The sequence below is a fragment of the Streptomyces sp. AA1529 genome, from assembly GCF_000280905.1.
Lineage (GTDB): Bacteria > Actinomycetota > Actinomycetes > Streptomycetales > Streptomycetaceae > Streptomyces.
This window is the reverse complement of the sequence record NZ_ALAP01000046.1, coordinates 1-15,167: the sequence shown is the minus strand read 5'-3', so window position 1 is coordinate 15,167 and position 15,167 is coordinate 1. Positions and strand designations below refer to the sequence as shown.

Here is a 15,167-nt window from a genome sequence, read left to right as displayed (position 1 = left end):
TGTGGTGCGGTGTCAGCCGCTGGGTGGGGCGATGGCCTGCTCCACGAGCGCGGCGAAGTGCCGGGGGTGGGTCACGTGCGCGATGTGGCCGGCGCCGTCGATGTCTTCGTGGCGTGCGGCAGGGATCAGGTCGCAGAGGTGGAGTGCGGTCTGTTGGTGGTGGGGGAGTGAACGGGTTCCCGAGGCTGTGAGGACGGGCGTGGTCATCGTGCCGGGGTCGAAGGAGGGCTGGCTGATCGTGGGGTCTGTCATCTCGCGGATCAGGGCGGTGCCGAGCGCGGTGAGTTCCTCCTCGCTCTGTCCTGCGGAGGCGTGGCCCAGGACGGCTTCCTGCAGAGCTTTGGCGGTAGCGGCCGGGCCCTCTTGGGACGCGTCGTCGATGAGCTGCTCCCAGGGGGCGGTCGTGGGCCACCAGGGCAGCCAGGGCAGGGGGGGTTCGAAGGCGACGACGGCTTTGACCAGCTCGGGATGCTGCGACGCCGCGGTGAGCGCCACCAGAGCGCCGTAGCTGTGTCCGGCCACGATGGGTTTGGGCAGCGTGGAGAGTGCTGTGATCAGGTCATCGACGTGGTCGGCCAGTGCGGGCTGAGGGGGCGCGAGCCCGCGGGAGGCCCCCCAGCCGCGGCGGTCGTAGCCGACGACGCTCCAGGCGGGAAGGTGGTCTGCGATGCGGCGGAAGCTCCCGCTGTGGTCCATCGTTCCGTGGACGAACAGGACCATGTCGGGGCCCGTGCCTCTTCTCGTGTGCCTGACCGGCCGGATCATGCGGGTGTCCCCTCAGCGAGCAGGAGAGAGGCGATCTGTTCGGGGGTGGGGGCGTTGATCAGCGCGCTGGTGTCCACGGGGGCATCGGTCAGGGATTCCAGGCGCTGGAGGAAGGCCGCCAGGGTGAGGGAGTCGCCGCCGCTGGTGAAGAAGTCGGAGTCGGCCTGGACCTGACGCAGGGGGATGTCCAGGGACTGGGCGAAGTGCTGGGCGACTTGCCAGGTCAGACGGGAGTGCCGCCTGTGGGGCGCGGCAGTGGCGCTGTGGTGGGAGGCGGATCCGGCAGAAGCCGTGGTGGAGTGGTCGGCCTTGTCGTTCTGCGTGCGCGGGAGTTCGGCGACGGCGGTGAGCGTGTGGGGCCGCATGGCGCTGTGCAGGTGACCGGCCAGGTGGGTGCGGACCGATTCTTCATCGAGGTCCGTGCCCGTGGGCACGACCAGGGCATGGAGGCGGCCGTCGTTCTCGTGCACGTGGCAGTCGGCAACGCCGGGGGCGGATTCCAGGACGCGTTCGACCTCGTCGAGTTCGAGGCGCTGGCCTCGGATCTTGACCTGGCGGTCTCGCCGGCCGACGTAGTCGAGTGCGCCGTCCGGGCGCTGGCGGCAGATGTCACCGGTGCGGTAGAGCAGGCTGGACGGCCCGGTGGTCGTGTGCGGGTCGCGGATGAAGCGTTCTTCCATCAGATCCGGCTGGTTGAGGTACCGGCCCACACCGACGCCCCCGAGCCACAGTTCCCCTTCCTGACCGGGCGCGACGCGCTGCAGGGCCTCGTCCAGGAGGTGCACTTGCTTGTTGGCCACGGGGCGGCCGATGGGCGGCCGCTCCTCACCCGGGGTGCATTCGTGCCAGGTCGCCAGGACGGCGGTCTCGGCCGGGCCGTACAGGTTGAGCAGGCGCCGCCCCGGAGCCGCCCAGCGCCGCACCCACGCCGCCGGCAGCCGCTCACCCGCGGCCGCTGCGATGCGCAGGTCGGGCAGGGGCTGATCGGGAAGTGCCGACCAGACGGAAGGAGTGAGGATCACCGTGGTGACCTTCTGGGATGTGAGCAACCTGACCAGCGGTGGTCCGACGGTGAGCTGATCGGCCGGAGCGACGATCAGGGTGGCGCCCGACAGGAGGGCGAGCGTGAGGTCGGCGAAGCAGCCGTCGAAGTTCGGGGACAAGAACTGCAGGACCCGATCACCGGGGCACAGCTTGAAGATCTCACGCTGGGCGAGGGAGAGGTTTACCGTGGCCTCGTAGCTGATCCCGATGCCCTTCGGGGCGCCGGTGGTGCCGCTGGTGAAGACGACGTAGGCGCTGTCGCCCGCCGAGACGCCCGTCAGTGGGGCGTCCGGCCGGGGATCGGGCGCGTCGGTGCTGATCACGGGGGCAGGAAAGATCGAAGCGGGCACAGTGCCGTCGCTGATGGCCAGGCACGCGTCGGCGTCGGTGAGCATGGTCCGCAGACGCTCGTGGGGGCAGGTTATGTCCGCGAGCAGGAATGCGGCGCCGGATTTGGCGACGGCCAGCACAGCGAGGGCGAATTCGACCGATCGCTCCATCACCACGGCGACCACGGCGCCCGGCTGCGCGCCCAGGTGGCGCAGCCGGTGGGCCAGGGCGTTGGCCCGCTGGTCGAGTTCGCGGTACGTGACGGCAGCGTGCGGCCCCTGCACCGCCGGCACCTCGGGTGTCAGCCGGGCCTGCTGCTCGAAGACCTCGTGCCAGCAGTGGGCGGGCGGGGGGTCGCTCGGCGGCCGCAAAGATGAACAGCCATCGAGGCGGGCATGCTCGTCGACTGCGTGGTCGGCGGTGTTGACCTCAGCCGCCGGGTCGGCGGCACTGGCCGGTGCGGCCGCGGGGACACGGATGTGTGCGTGGTCGAGGCAACGGGTGTTGCCGTGCAGGCCCCAGGACAGCGCGTCCGGCCCGGGCTCCGGGGCGTAGGCCGGGTACTTGGTCAGAAAACCTTCAATGGCGAAGCCGGCCAACCGTTCGGCATAGCCCGCGCCCGGACAGGCGTGACGCCCGGTGCCGAAGCCGAGGTGCTTGGGGGCACTCCGGTCCAGATCCAGCGTCCCGGGCGCGGTGAAGGTCTGGGGATCCAGGTTGGCGGCGGCCAGGTGGACCAGGACGTTGTCGCCCGTCGCGATCCGCGTCCCGTGGATCGTTACGTCAGCGGTGGCCCGGCGCGCGACGTACTGACTCGATCCGTTGAGCCGCATGATCTCGGTGACGGCCGACGGGATCCTCTCGGGCTGTGCGCGCAGCTTCTGCTGGCAGGCCGGGTCGTCGTGCAGGGCCAGCAGGGCCGAGGTGACGAGGTGGGGCAGGGTCTGGTAGCCGCCGCCGACGAGGACGATGCAGTTCGCGGCGATGGCGAACAGCTCTTCTTCGCTCGGCGTCCGGTCGGCCAGGGGGGTTGTCAGAGAGCTGATCACATCCGTGCCGGGGGCGCGCAAGCGGTCTTGTGCCTCCTGCTGGAGCACGGAGAGAGCCTCGGTCAGGTCCCGCTCCACCTGAGGGTCTGAGGGCGCCTGCAGGGCGGACAGGTTGCCCAGCAGCCGTTCATAGGCTTCGGCCCACCGGGTCAGGTCATCCTCTCGTCCCGGCATGCCGAGCAGATAGGCCACCAGAGTGGCGGGGAGCTTCGCGGCGAAGTCGTCGACCAGGTCCAGCACGCCCTCGGCGGGTAAACCCTCAAGGGCGCGGTCGGCGATCGCCCGCAGGTCACTTTCACGGCTCTTTATCCGCTTGCCGGAGAACTGTCCGGCAAGCGTCGAGCGGACGGCGCTGTGCTGCGGTGGGTCCAGGAAGAGCATCTGCTCGTGCACCATCGCGCTCAGAGCGGCGGAGGTGTGCAGGCCCCGCTCGCGCAGTGCGGCATGGTCGTACTCGCGTACGGAGGAGAAGCGGCTGTGATCGCGCAGGATCTCGACCGCCTGGGCATAGCCGGAGCACACCCAGACCGAGCCGACTTCGTCGTAGAACAGCGGGCCGAGCTCGGCGATCGCGTCGATGTAGACCGACGGATCTGCGATCACTTCGGGCGACCTGAGCAGGTGCACTCCGTGCCGGGCACGGTCGTATCCGGCTGGGCGCTCAGGCAGGTGCATGGCTCCTCCAAATCGGCAAGGGCGCCGGCGCTGGGCAGTGGGCTGCGTGTGCGTCTGGTTAGCTGACGTGGCCGACGACCACGCCGTTGGCGCCGACCGCCTCGACGGGCAGAACCTCGACCCGGGCGAAGCCCGCGTCCAGCAGCCAGCGGCTGTACTCCGCGGCGGAGTAGTTCTTGCCGCCTTCGGTCTCCACGAGCATGTTCATTCCCATCAGGGCCGCGGCCGGAGGGCCGGTGCGCTCGTCGTTGAGCAGCAACTCGCAGATCAGTACCGCGCCGTTGGCGGGAAGGGTGGCCCGGCACTTGCGCAGCAGTGCTCGTCCGCTCTCCTCGTCCCAGTCGTGCAGGATCATGCTCAGGATGATGACGTCGTAGCCGCCCGGCAGGACGGGGTCGCGGTTGAAGTCGCCGGCCACCGCATTGACCCTGCCGTTCAGCAGGGCCTCGGTGACCTTCGTGCGTGCCAGGTCGCACACATGGGGCAGCTCGAAGACGGTGGCCGACAGATGGTCGAAACGGCGGCACAGTTCGATCGGGAACGCCCCGGCTCCGCCGCCGACGTCCAGCAGCCGTGTGTGCCGGGTGAAGTCGTAGATCCCAGCCAGCGTCCGCGCCGTGAGGACGGAGACGGAAAACATGCAGTCCCAGAACAACTGCAGAGTCTCGGGGTCCTCGGTGTCGAAAAGGGAATCCTGCGTACCCGGCGTCCAGGTGGTGGGGCGGTTGGTGCGCAGGGCTTCGACAATATGCTGCCATGCCGGGTACTCCCGGGAGTCCAGGTAGCGGACGAACCCGCCGAAGTAGTACGGCCGTCCCTCGACCAGGAACTCCTCCGCCAGCACTGAATTGCGGTATCGGGCACCGGACTTGTCCAGCAGGCCCAGCGAAGCGCAGCCGGCCAGGAGCAGGTCGGCCGGACGGTGAGCGATCTCCAGCTCGGCCGACACCTCCTCCACCGTCAATGCACGCCCGTCGGCCAACAGGTCGAACAGCCCGATCTCGATGGCGCCCGCGTAGGTCTTGAAACTCCAGAACCCCGTGGCGAGCTGCATCAGTTCCGTGGGCGGCAGCGATGGGGCGAGGGGGGACAGTTCAGGCATGGTGCACTCCTTCACAGGCCGTTTGCCTACCGCCGCGGCAGGCTGGAGGGGAAATACGTGATCTCGATGGGGGCCGCAAGGTTCCGTTCCTACCGGGTGACCGGGCCGAACAGCGGCTCTTCCGACAGCGGCTGGAACCGGGATTGGAAGAACCGCAGGGTCGATGGCTCGTGGGTGAACTCCACTCCCGAGCGCAGCGTCTCGCGCCTCTCGTACAGCCGGATCACGCTGTCGGCCACCACATCCATGTGGCCTTGCGTGTAGGCACGGCGCGGAATGGTGAGCCGGACCAGTTCCAGTGGCGGGTACCGGTTCTCGCCGGTGACCGGATCGCGGCCGGCCGACACCGCGCCCCGCTCGGTGGAGCGGACCCCGGCGTCAAGATAGAGCGCGCAGGTCAACGTCTGGGCGGGGAACTGCTCGCGCGGCACACACGACAGGAAGTCGGTCGCGTTCAGACACACCGCGTGCCCGCCGACCGGCTGCACGATCGGCACCCCGGCTCCCGATATGCGGTCCGCCAGGTAGGCCACCTGCTCAACGCGCGTGCGGATGCTGTCTTCCTGTACCGACTCCTCGATCCCCTGCGCCAGGGCCTCCAGATCACGGCCCGCCATCCCGCCGTAGGTGTGCAGGCCCTCGTAGACGACGACCAGGTTGCGTGCCTTCTCGGCGAGGCGGGGGTCGCGTACGGCGAGCCAACCTCCGATGTTGGCGAAACTGTCCTTCTTCGCCGACATCGTGGCGCCATCGGTCAGCGCGCAGATCGACCGCAGGATCTCGGCCACCGTCCGTCCGCCGCAGCCGGGTTCGCGCTGCTTGATGAACCAGGCGTTTTCCACCGCGCGGGCGGCGTCCAGGATCACCGGGATGCCGTGCCGGTGCGTCAGCTCGCGGACCTCGGCGAGATTGGCCAGGCTGATGGGCTGGCCACCGGCCATGTTGACCGTCGCGGCCAGGGAGACATAGGGGATCTGCTCGGCCCCGACCTTGTCGATGAGCTGCTGCAGCTTGGCGACATCGACGTTTCCCTTGAACGGCAGGTCCGCTGCCGGGTCATGGGCCTCGTCCACGATGACGTCGTGGAAGATCCCGCCGTTGAGCTCCTGATGCTCGCGCGTGGTGGTGAAGTACATGTTCCCCGGGATGTGATGTCCCGGCCGGATCAGACAGCGCGAGAGGATGTGCTCCGCCGCCCGCCCCTGGTGCGTGGGGATGACCTCCTCGTAGCCGTAGTAGTCGTGCACCGCCGCCTCGAAGCGGTAGAAACTCCGTGAGCCCGCATATGATTCGTCGCCGAGCATCACCGCCGCCCACTGCCGGTCCGACATCGCGCTGGTCCCCGAGTCGGTATAGAGGTCGATGTACACCAACTCGGCCGGCAGCAGCCCCACGTTGTAGCCCGCCGTCACCAGAGCTGCAGTGCGCTCCTCGGGACTTGTCAGACGAAGCGGCTCGATGCTTTTGATCCGCCACGGTTCCGCGGGATGCCGCACTCCTGCCCGGGGCTCCATGGACTCTGACGAACCTGATGCGCTCATGAAAAGGCGGCCTTTCGACGTGGAAGATTCTGCTGCACCGCAGCCGGCACACTCACCGGGAAATCCTTATTGCAGGGCAACACTGTTTTGTCCTTCACGAAAACGCTGAGCGCGTCGGAAACCCCCCAACGCACCAACGGAGGACGACAGGGCGGTTTCAGATCAAAGAGAAACTGCATGGCTGGCCCCCTGGAAGAGACACTGGTGGACAAGGTCATGAGCTCCTTCGCTCGTCTGGCGACTACGACCCTGCTGGAGATGCCGCTCAGGACGGGCATGGGTTATTTCGGTGCACCGGGTCGGTGCCCGCCTCGTGATCGCCGCCACCACGGCACGAGCCGACCCGTCAGGTGGCCTCGGCCGCGCGTCGGTGGGTGACAGAGCGGTCGAGGTGGGAGATTCACCGCCCCGGTTGTGCGCTGACGCGTCATGGGAGGGGCAGCCAGGCGGACTTCCTGACACAGGCGACCTCTCCGGGACCCCAGCGATCGGGTCTGTGCCCATTCGCCGGTGACTGGTGGCGAACGCCGACGTGTCGCGGGGGCGAGTGGGACACTTCGTGCCCCTGGTGCAGTGCGGGGGGCAGCTCTGTCACGCCCAGATCGGGTCCCAGGTGCCCGCCGGCGGCAACCGGAGGACCCGCGAATCCCACCGGCCGGGTGGGGCAGATGAGCGGTGGGCAGCGTGCGCAGCACGCCGGGCCGACGACCTGTTTCCAGCAGTGGCAACGAGCTGCCCAATGAAAATGTGCCGATGTCTTTTCCTCCTCCCATCGAGCGCCGAGCATCGGTGACGATGCGCATTTCCAGGACAACGGGTGCACTGCCGGAATGGAAGAGGGTTCTACCCCCAGGTGCGTGAATGCGTTGAACGGTTGCACCCTTGTGGAAGCCCCGCAGGAAACCCGTACGGTGCGATGTCCGTTCCTCAACTCGCCTCATCCGCAGCTGAAGCAAGCCTGTTCGGGGTCACGATTCCGGCATCTGGCCGCGCATGTACTGCTCACCTCTGGGTGCCACGAGTGCGTTGCGGAGTGCAGCTCCGGGCCGGGCTCCCGGCGTGGTGTCCCTCCTCGCATGCCCGAGTGTCCGCGCGGCAGACCGCGAAAGGACTCGTTGGCGTGTGAATCCGCCGTCTACTCGTGAGTTCGCGAGGGGAGGCTCAGAGCTCCTGACACAGGAGGTGGATCGACTCTGGTGGCCCTGTCCAGCACCACGTCGCCGAGCGCCTCGGCGACCCGGGCGGGGTCCTGATCGTGGACGGCACCGGCTTCCTCAAGACGGGCACCGCCTCCGACGGGGTGCAAAGGGAGTATTTGCTTGGCCCGGATGCGGGCGAGTCGGCGGGGTCCCTCCCGCTCGCCCCTCGACGACGTACGTGGACGAGCCTGACGCAGCATCATGCCGCATACATATGACGTCACGTGAAACAAACTCTAAGAGTTTTATGTGGTTGTCACTGCGGGGTTGTTTTCATGGGGTGTCATGAGGGTTCTGGTAGCTGAAGATCACCGTGTGCTGGCCCGTACGATCGCCAGGGGGCTTCGCCGGGAGTCGATGGCCGTCGATGTCACGGCCTGCGGTGGTGAGGCCGAGCGGATGTGTCTGCTGACCGACTACGACGTGCTCGTCCTGGACCGCGATCTGCCGGTCCTCACGGGTGATGAGGTCTGCCGGCGCCTGAATGGTCTGAGACAACGCCCCCGGATCCTCATGCTGACCGCGGCCGGCGGTACCGAGGAGAAGGTCTACGGCCTGACGGAACTGGGTGCCGATGACTACCTGGCCAAACCCTTCGACTTCGCCGAACTCACCGCCCGCATCAGGACCCTCTACCGCCGCGCCTCCCAGCCGCCGGCCACCGCGCTGCGCTACGCCGGTGTCCGGCTGGACCCGGCGCGCCGTGAGGTGTTCGCCCACGGCGCTCCCCTCGACCTGACGCCCAAGGAGTTCGAGGTCCTGCATGTGCTGCTGAAGTACCGCGGTGAAGCCGTCTCGCAGCGGGACCTGCTGCGGACGGTCTGGGACGAGAACATCGATCCCCGTACCAGCGCTGTCCGCGCCATCGTCAGCAGACTGCGCCGAAAGCTCGGCGGGCCCGGCACGATCACCGCCGATGCCGGGCGGGGCTACCGCCTCACCCCGTGCCCGTGAACGTCACCCGCCGCATGCCACGGCTCTTTCTGCTTCTCCGCCGCCGGATGACGCTCTCCCGTATTCCCTTCCGCACCCGGCTGACTCTGGCGTTCGCCGGCCTCTTCCTGCTGGCCGGCACCTCCCTGCTGGCCTTCGTCGTCCTCCTGGCGCGCCACGGGACGGCGCAGAGGACGGCCGGTATCTCCGTCAGCAAGACCCCGGCCTCTCCTCACGGCACGGCATCACCGCCCGCACAGTGGGAGACTGCAAACCCCGAAGGAGCGACGCCCCCGGCACAGCCCCATGACGGACACACCCGGCCCGGTGCGGTGGACGGCACACAGAGCGAAGCCATCGCCCTGGTCAAACAGACCGCGCACAGCGTGCAGGTCACGGCACTTGAGCAGATGCTGTTCTGGTCGGTCATCGGCCTGGTCCTGATGACCGTCCTCGCGGCACTGACGGGCAGATGGCTGGCAGGCCGGGCGCTGCGTCCTGTCTCCGTGGTCACCGAGACCGCACTGCGGATGACTGAGCACAGCCTCGACCGACGGCTCGCCCTGAAGGGCCCGGACGACGAGCTGCACCGCCTGGCCGACGCCTTCGACTTCATGACCGACCGCCTGCAGCGCTCCTTCGACAGCCAGCGCCGCTTCGTGGCCAACGCGTCCCACGAGTTGCGCACTCCGTTGGCGGTCCAGCGTGCCGGCATCGAGGTCGGACTCGCTGGTCCGCTCACCGACGACCTCGCCGAGACCCGCGAGGACCTCCTGAGCGCCAACCGCGAGGCCGAGCGGCTCATCGCTTCCCTGCTCCTGCTGGCCCGCAGCGACCGCGGACTGGAACGGACCCAGGAAGTGGACCTGGCCCAGGAGACCGACACGGCCATCTCCGGCCTGAGACACGTCGCGAAGGAGAAGGGCATCGCGCTGCACACCGAGTCCGACGCCCCCCAGCGGGTGACCGGCGACCCGGTCCTGCTCCGCCATCTCGTCTCCAACCTGGTGAGCAACGCGCTCCGCTACAACCGGCCCGAGGGCCGGGTGGAGGTGACGCTGCACGGCAGGACGCTCACCGTCACCAACACCGGACCACCCCTCGACCCCGAACGCATCGAGGACCTCTTCGAGCCCTTCCGCCGTCTCGAACGGGACCGCACCAGCACCTCGGGGCACGGCCTCGGACTGTCCATCGTCCGCTCCATCGCCCGCGCGCACGGCACCGATCCGCAGGCCGAACCGGGCCCTGCGGGCGGCCTCAGGGTCACGGTCCGCTTCCCCCTGACGCCGGGCCCGGATCGGTTCTCTTCGAAGCGCCCCCCGGCACGTGTGCCGAACGGGTAAAGAAGCGGGAAGCAGCGGCCCGCACCTGTTTACCGCGCCGAACACCCCGGCGGGATGGAATCACATGTGTGAGAACGGCGCGGTACCGCGCCGGTTCTCTCACCGCAGGTCGAACCACACGTTCGTCCGCTCATTTCCATCAGGAGGATTCCATGCGCAAGAACCGGGTTATCGGCGCTGCTGCGGCAGCGGTTGTGGCTCTCGGCCTGTCGGCCGGAGCGGTCACCACCGCGGCTGCGTTCTCGGGCGGGGACGGCACCGGCAGTGCCCAGCCGGCCGAGCAGTCCGACGGTTTCGCTCCCGCAGGCAAGAGCAAGGCCGGCTCCGGGCACGGAGACATGCCCGGGGGCGTCGCCGTCCAGCGCACCGAGGACGGCATGAAGATCCGGAAGCTGACCGAGGAGGAGCAGCAGGACTCCCACGGCGCGAAGCCGACCAAGCCCCTCACCGACCAGGGCGGCGCCGGCGAAGAAGTGCCGGACAAGTGATCCCCCACTTCGCTGTCGACCTCCGGTAAGGGAGACAGGTGCACCCGGGGTCTGCACATGAGGACCCCGGGGCACCCCGGCCTCCCCGGCAGACCGCCTCCCTCCACGCCCAGGACGCCGCAGTGACGTGGCGCGCTCACCCTGCAGGATTCTCCGGTCGGGCCTGCCCCCGAAGCATGCCGCTTCCGGCCGCGTCCTGGCCAAAGCCGGGTTCACCCGCGTCGACACGGCCGACCGGGACACTGAGACCGGTACCGTCCCCCACGGGCTGTACGCGCTGGAGACCGGCGGCATCTGAACCAGCGCACGCGCGGTGCGTACGGTGCATGCGTTTGGCCTGCCTTTTCGAGGAGGTGTTCACCGGATGACTGACAACCCGCCCGTGCCCGGACCGCGCCGTGACATGGCGATGCACAACGACTGGTGGGCGTCGGGCTGGGAGCACGTCCTGCCCCGTCAGGGCTTCCCGCTGACCATGCTGATGGGGACGGCGTGCCAGCCCGGTTTCACCGGTTCCCCGGACGACCTTCTGCAAGAGATCTTCGACGGGCACTGGGACATGATCGGCGGCGACCTCGACGGCGCGCTCACCTTCTCCTGGCCGGATGAGGAATGGAACTACGAGGCCGTGCCGGAGGGCCGCGAGGCATGCGAGGCGACCCGGTGGGAGCAGTCCGGCGCCCTGCTGACGACAGCCGACTTCCCGGTGCCCGCCACCGTGCGGGACCTGTCCGAGCTCTACCTGACGTGGGGCCTGGCCGGCCGTGAAGAGACTCCGGAAGGCACCCGATGGTCCAAGCCCGCCGTGCTGCCTCTGCCCGGCGACCTGCTGCCCCTGAACCCCGAACTCACCGAGCGCCTCGACAAGATCCGCTGGATGATGCGCACCGGCCCGCTCCTCGACCCCCTCATCGACCACCTGGTCAGCGATCTGGGTGAACCGGCAGAGACCCTCACCTCTCTGGACCGGCCGGCGGCAGCCACGGGCCAGGACGTCGACGACGTCCGGCTCGCTCTCGTGGAACTCGTGAAATCCGGCGACACCCGTGTCCAGCGCGGTGAGGAGCCGGCCGACGCGGAGCGCCTGGAGACCCACCGCCGCTTCCGCCCGGTCATGGACGCGGAGCACTTCCACGAGAACCGCATCCAGGTCAGCCGCGGGTGACCGAGGCCGCGCACAGTACCGTGGGGACCAGCGACACGCGCCTGATCGTGCTCCGCGGCAACAGCGCCTCGGGAAAATCCTCCGTCGCGGCCGGCCTGCGCGAGAAGTTCGGCCGCAACCTCGCGATCGTCGCCCAGGACAACCTCCGCCGGATCGTTCTGCGCGAACGCGACCGCCCCGACGGCGCCAACATCGGCCTGATCGACCTCACCGCCCGCTACGCCCTCGACAACGGCTTCCACGTCGTCATCGAAGGCATCCTGTACGCCGACCGCTACGGCACGATGCTCCAGAACCTGGCCCGCGCCCACCAGGGCGTCACACGGTGCTACTACCTCCACGTGCCCTTCGAGGAGACGGTGCTCCGGCACACGACGAAACCAGACACCGCATACCTTGCGCACGTCAACGAGGGCCACCTACGCGACTGGTACCGAGACAAGGACCTGCTCCCCGACGGCCTGGAGACCGTCATCGACGCGGCCAGCACCCTGGAAGACACGGTCCAACAGATCCTCTCCGGGAGCGGCCTGGACGGCATTCCCCAGACCGACCGCTGAGAGGCACCACCGCCGGCACGGTCAGCTTCACAGCACGCAAGACGGCACACACCACCGGGCCCCAGGGGGCATGGGCGTGGAGAACGGAGCTCAGAGCACCCCGTGGGGCGGCGAGTGGCCACGCCACCTGCGCTCCGATGCCGAGATGGACCCCCCGCGCGCGGGGAAGCGCCGTGCCGAATGCCCGACCTGCAAGGCAGCAGCAGGGCGGGCCTGCCGCACCGCGGGCCGCAGCCCGACCAACGAACACCGTGCACGCCGTGACGCCGCCGGCCCCATCCCGTACGCGAAGTGCCGCGAGGAGGGCCTCATCCCCCAGCAGCGGACGCACACGATCCCGGCCGTTCCCAAAGAGCCGGAGAAGGCCCGAGCCGACTTCAACCTGGACACCGCCTTGGCCGACGGCGTGGCGGCCGTCCGCATGTTCCTCGCCGACCGGCTCGGGCCGTTCCTCCAGGACGAGGAGGCCATGGACCGCATCGACGACGTCGTGCACGAACTGATCGAGGTCCGCGCCCCGGCGGGGACAGCCGACATGGTCACGGTCCCCGCCAGCCCAGTCGCCTCGCTGCTGGCTACGAGCGCCGGCCCCGACGGCGACCCGGAGACCCTGTTCGACACGATGATCCGCACGCAGATCGACATGGCACGCAGGACGAATGCGACCGAGAAGGAACGAGCCGACGGCTGACCGGCCGGTCAACACTGATGCAGTGCCACCCACGAACCTTCCGCCGACCGAAGCGACGAGCTGTGCCCGACCGACCTGAAATCGTCTGCATCTGCGGCTCTACCCGGTTCGTGGACGAGATGCGTGCGGTGAACCGTGATCCGACCTTCGCCGGGGTCATCGTTGTCGCGCCAGACGAAGCGGACGGGCGGTCACCGACGAGCAGAAGGCAGCACTGGACGCCCTCCACCTGCGCAAGATCGACCCGGCAGACCGGGTTCCGGTCATCAACCCTCGCGGATACATCAGCGAGTCCACGAGCAGGGAGATCGACTACCCCCACGCCACCGGCAAGCCGCTTCCCTCCACCCATCCCGCCTCCGCTGCAACGTAACTCGCCCGGGGAGCGCCCCGAAGATCCAGGGCCCACACGCACGCCAGCGGGATGCTCGCGGCTCAGAACCCCGCGCATCCCACCCCAGCGCATGTAGAGCTTGGTAGCTGTGCTGCTGGCCCCGGACAGCGAAGGACCCCGGGCCGTGCCCCCCCAGGATCCCGCCGCCGGTCCCACCGCTGCTCACCAGTCGTCAGATGCGCTGCCCACCCACGCGATCGGCCAGCCCTCGCTGATGCCGCCCCAGTGCGGCTCCTCCATCGAGGTCCCGCGCCCGCCGGGCAGGCACAGATCCGCTCCCAGCGGCCGTCCTTGCCCCCGCAGAGCCCGCCGAGCCCGTCCGCGTCGCCCTCCGCCACGGCCTGGTCACAGCGGCCCTGGAACGGCTGGAGACGGGCGGACAGCTCCATACCGAGCTCTGTCTCCGCCGCCTCAACCCGGCCCCGCGCATCCGACGGCTCCTGCGCGACGCGCTGACCGCCCGTGCGAAGCGGGCTGGCGCCTGACACAACGCGAGGGCCCATGCCGACTCCGGCGTGGACCCCAGCGTGTGACACCCCGTGAGCTGCCCTGAGTCCCCTGAGCCCCCGCCCCCGTGGCCAGCAGGTCCGTCCCCTTCCCAGTGCCTCGTCACACCCTGACACCAATTCGGGATTTCTGAAGCATTCTACTGTTTCTCACCGGTTCACGGTCAGGGCGAAGGTGAGGGGGCTCCGGCCGGCACCGGCTGGCTACGGGACCTGCGCGATGTCCGGCCGCCGACCTCGGCGGAGGAACTGGAACAGTTCGAAACCGACGTGCTTGTTCGTCCTCGCGCGGGCCTCGGCGGACCTGACGGACGGTACGTTCCGCGGGAACGTCGGTCACCTGGAGCAGATGCGATCCTGGTTCGGTCGGCCACTGTGGGAGATGGAGCCGTCCGACGCCGACGCCTGCTTTCGAGAAGGTGCTGCGGGCCCCGCCGAGCGATCCACCCCGAACGCCCCCAGACAGACGACGTACTTCCTGTTCCTGGAACTGCGGCACACGGCCGAGATCCACCGGACGACCGGACGGGTGATCGAGTACCCGCTCGACGAGATGAACCGGCCGCCCGGCACGAAGGACGCGGCGCTACGGACCCCGCCGACCGAGCCGCAGGTCAAAGCCCTCAGCTCGCGAAGCTGCCACGAAGTTCCCATCGAGGCACACCAGGAAGCCTCGGCGCTCAGTGGCCGCTGCGCGGCTCGAAGCAGCCGGTCTCCAGGAACCGGCCGTTGACCTTCACCAGGTAATTGGTCGGCTGCGTGAACGCGGTGACGCAGGCGTCGTGACGGACCCGCAGGGCGACACGGGCACCCTCGGGCCTGACGGGGTGAGCGTCGGTGAGCCCGAGCCGTGTTCCCATGCCCTGCACGATGAGCGTTCCACGGCCCTGCTCGCTGTCGGGCCCCTCGTTGCGGTAGCCGAGCCGGAGCAACGCCGCGCGCACACTCTTGGGATCCCATACTCTGTTTTTCCAGAGGCGCTTGAGGACGGGTTCGATGCGATCAGCCTCCCTCCGGGCAATCTCCTCGCTGGCGGGAGACATGCCCTTGGGGATCTTGAAGCCGTTGTTCTCGCGGTAGTGCGGGGCTCCGCCGTGGGAGTCGGGTTCCACGTTGCCCCGTGCGGGGCCGATGGGGGAGCGCGTGGGCGAGGGGGAGAGGGCGGCACCGAGGCTCGGGGCGGGACCGGTCACCGTCGGACCGGTACGCTGCTGGCCACAGGCGGACAGGGCCAGAGCGACGCCCAGGAAGAGGCCCGCAGCAACGTATCCGGATCTGGGTATCTGCATGAGGAGGACTCTGCCACGGTGCCGGCTGGTACACGCCCGCCTATGAAGCCGGAGTTGCAGTGGACCGGCCCAGCAGCTTGACCGCGAACC

Annotated in this window: 11 protein-coding genes and 1 pseudogene; 7 read left to right on the top strand and 5 right to left on the bottom strand. The window is 68.9% G+C overall.

Annotated elements, in window-relative coordinates:
- Positions 1 to 12: 12 nt before the first annotated feature.
- The 4 genes from A949_RS0113960 to A949_RS0113945 form a co-directional block, all read right to left on the bottom strand.
- Positions 13 to 720, bottom strand: coding sequence for an alpha/beta fold hydrolase (locus A949_RS0113960; RefSeq protein ID WP_019356635.1), 708 nt, complete (start codon positions 718 to 720; stop codon positions 13 to 15).
- A 41-nt stretch (positions 721 to 761) separates the two neighbouring features.
- Positions 762 to 3,863, bottom strand: a complete 3,102-nt coding sequence (locus A949_RS0113955; protein WP_019356634.1) for an amino acid adenylation domain-containing protein — start codon at positions 3,861 to 3,863, stop codon at positions 762 to 764.
- A gap of 58 nt (positions 3,864 to 3,921) precedes the next feature.
- Positions 3,922 to 4,965, bottom strand: coding sequence for a methyltransferase (locus A949_RS0113950; RefSeq protein ID WP_019356633.1), 1,044 nt, complete (start codon positions 4,963 to 4,965; stop codon positions 3,922 to 3,924).
- An 89-nt stretch (positions 4,966 to 5,054) separates the two neighbouring features.
- Positions 5,055 to 6,479: a tryptophanase gene (locus A949_RS0113945; protein ID WP_026004630.1), complete on the bottom strand. Its 1,425-nt coding sequence runs from the start codon at positions 6,477 to 6,479 to the stop codon at positions 5,055 to 5,057.
- Positions 6,480 to 7,990: 1,511 nt separating this feature from the next.
- Here A949_RS0113945 and A949_RS0113940 point away from each other — a divergent pair.
- The 7 genes and pseudogenes from A949_RS0113940 to A949_RS36480 all read left to right on the top strand — a co-directional run bounded on the left by A949_RS0113940 (position 7,991) and on the right by A949_RS36480 (position 14,521).
- On the top strand, positions 7,991 to 8,659 hold the full coding sequence (locus A949_RS0113940) for a response regulator transcription factor (RefSeq protein WP_026004629.1): 669 nt from the start codon (positions 7,991 to 7,993) through the stop codon (positions 8,657 to 8,659).
- A gap of 14 nt (positions 8,660 to 8,673) precedes the next feature.
- Positions 8,674 to 9,984 (top strand): sensor histidine kinase, encoded by a 1,311-nt coding sequence (locus A949_RS0113935; protein WP_026004628.1) that lies wholly within the window; start codon positions 8,674 to 8,676, stop codon positions 9,982 to 9,984.
- Positions 9,985 to 10,136: 152 nt separating this feature from the next.
- Positions 10,137 to 10,472 carry a hypothetical protein gene (locus A949_RS0113930; protein ID WP_019356629.1) on the top strand — a complete coding sequence of 112 codons (336 nt, stop codon included), beginning with the start codon at positions 10,137 to 10,139 and terminating at the stop codon, positions 10,470 to 10,472.
- Positions 10,473 to 10,836: 364 nt separating this feature from the next.
- Entirely contained in the window at positions 10,837 to 11,637 is an 801-nt protein-coding gene (locus tag A949_RS0113920; protein ID WP_019356627.1) for a DUF6042 family protein, read from the top strand.
- On the top strand, positions 11,634 to 12,197 hold the full coding sequence (locus tag A949_RS0113915) for an AAA family ATPase (RefSeq protein ID WP_019356626.1): 564 nt from the start codon (positions 11,634 to 11,636) through the stop codon (positions 12,195 to 12,197). The genes A949_RS0113920 and A949_RS0113915 overlap by 4 nt, the downstream gene beginning before the upstream one ends.
- Positions 12,198 to 12,267: 70 nt before the next feature.
- Positions 12,268 to 12,483 (top strand): annotated as a pseudogene (locus A949_RS39750) (zinc finger domain-containing protein); the annotation flags it as partial.
- Between the two features lie 1,579 nt (positions 12,484 to 14,062).
- A complete protein-coding gene (locus tag A949_RS36480; protein ID WP_192817144.1) occupies positions 14,063 to 14,521 on the top strand; it encodes a hypothetical protein in 459 nt (152 codons plus the stop codon).
- Here A949_RS36480 and A949_RS0113905 read toward each other — a convergent pair.
- Entirely contained in the window at positions 14,469 to 15,077 is a 609-nt protein-coding gene (locus A949_RS0113905; protein ID WP_063826259.1) for a hypothetical protein, read from the bottom strand. The genes A949_RS36480 and A949_RS0113905 overlap by 53 nt on opposite strands.
- Between the last annotated feature and the right edge of the window lie 90 nt (positions 15,078 to 15,167).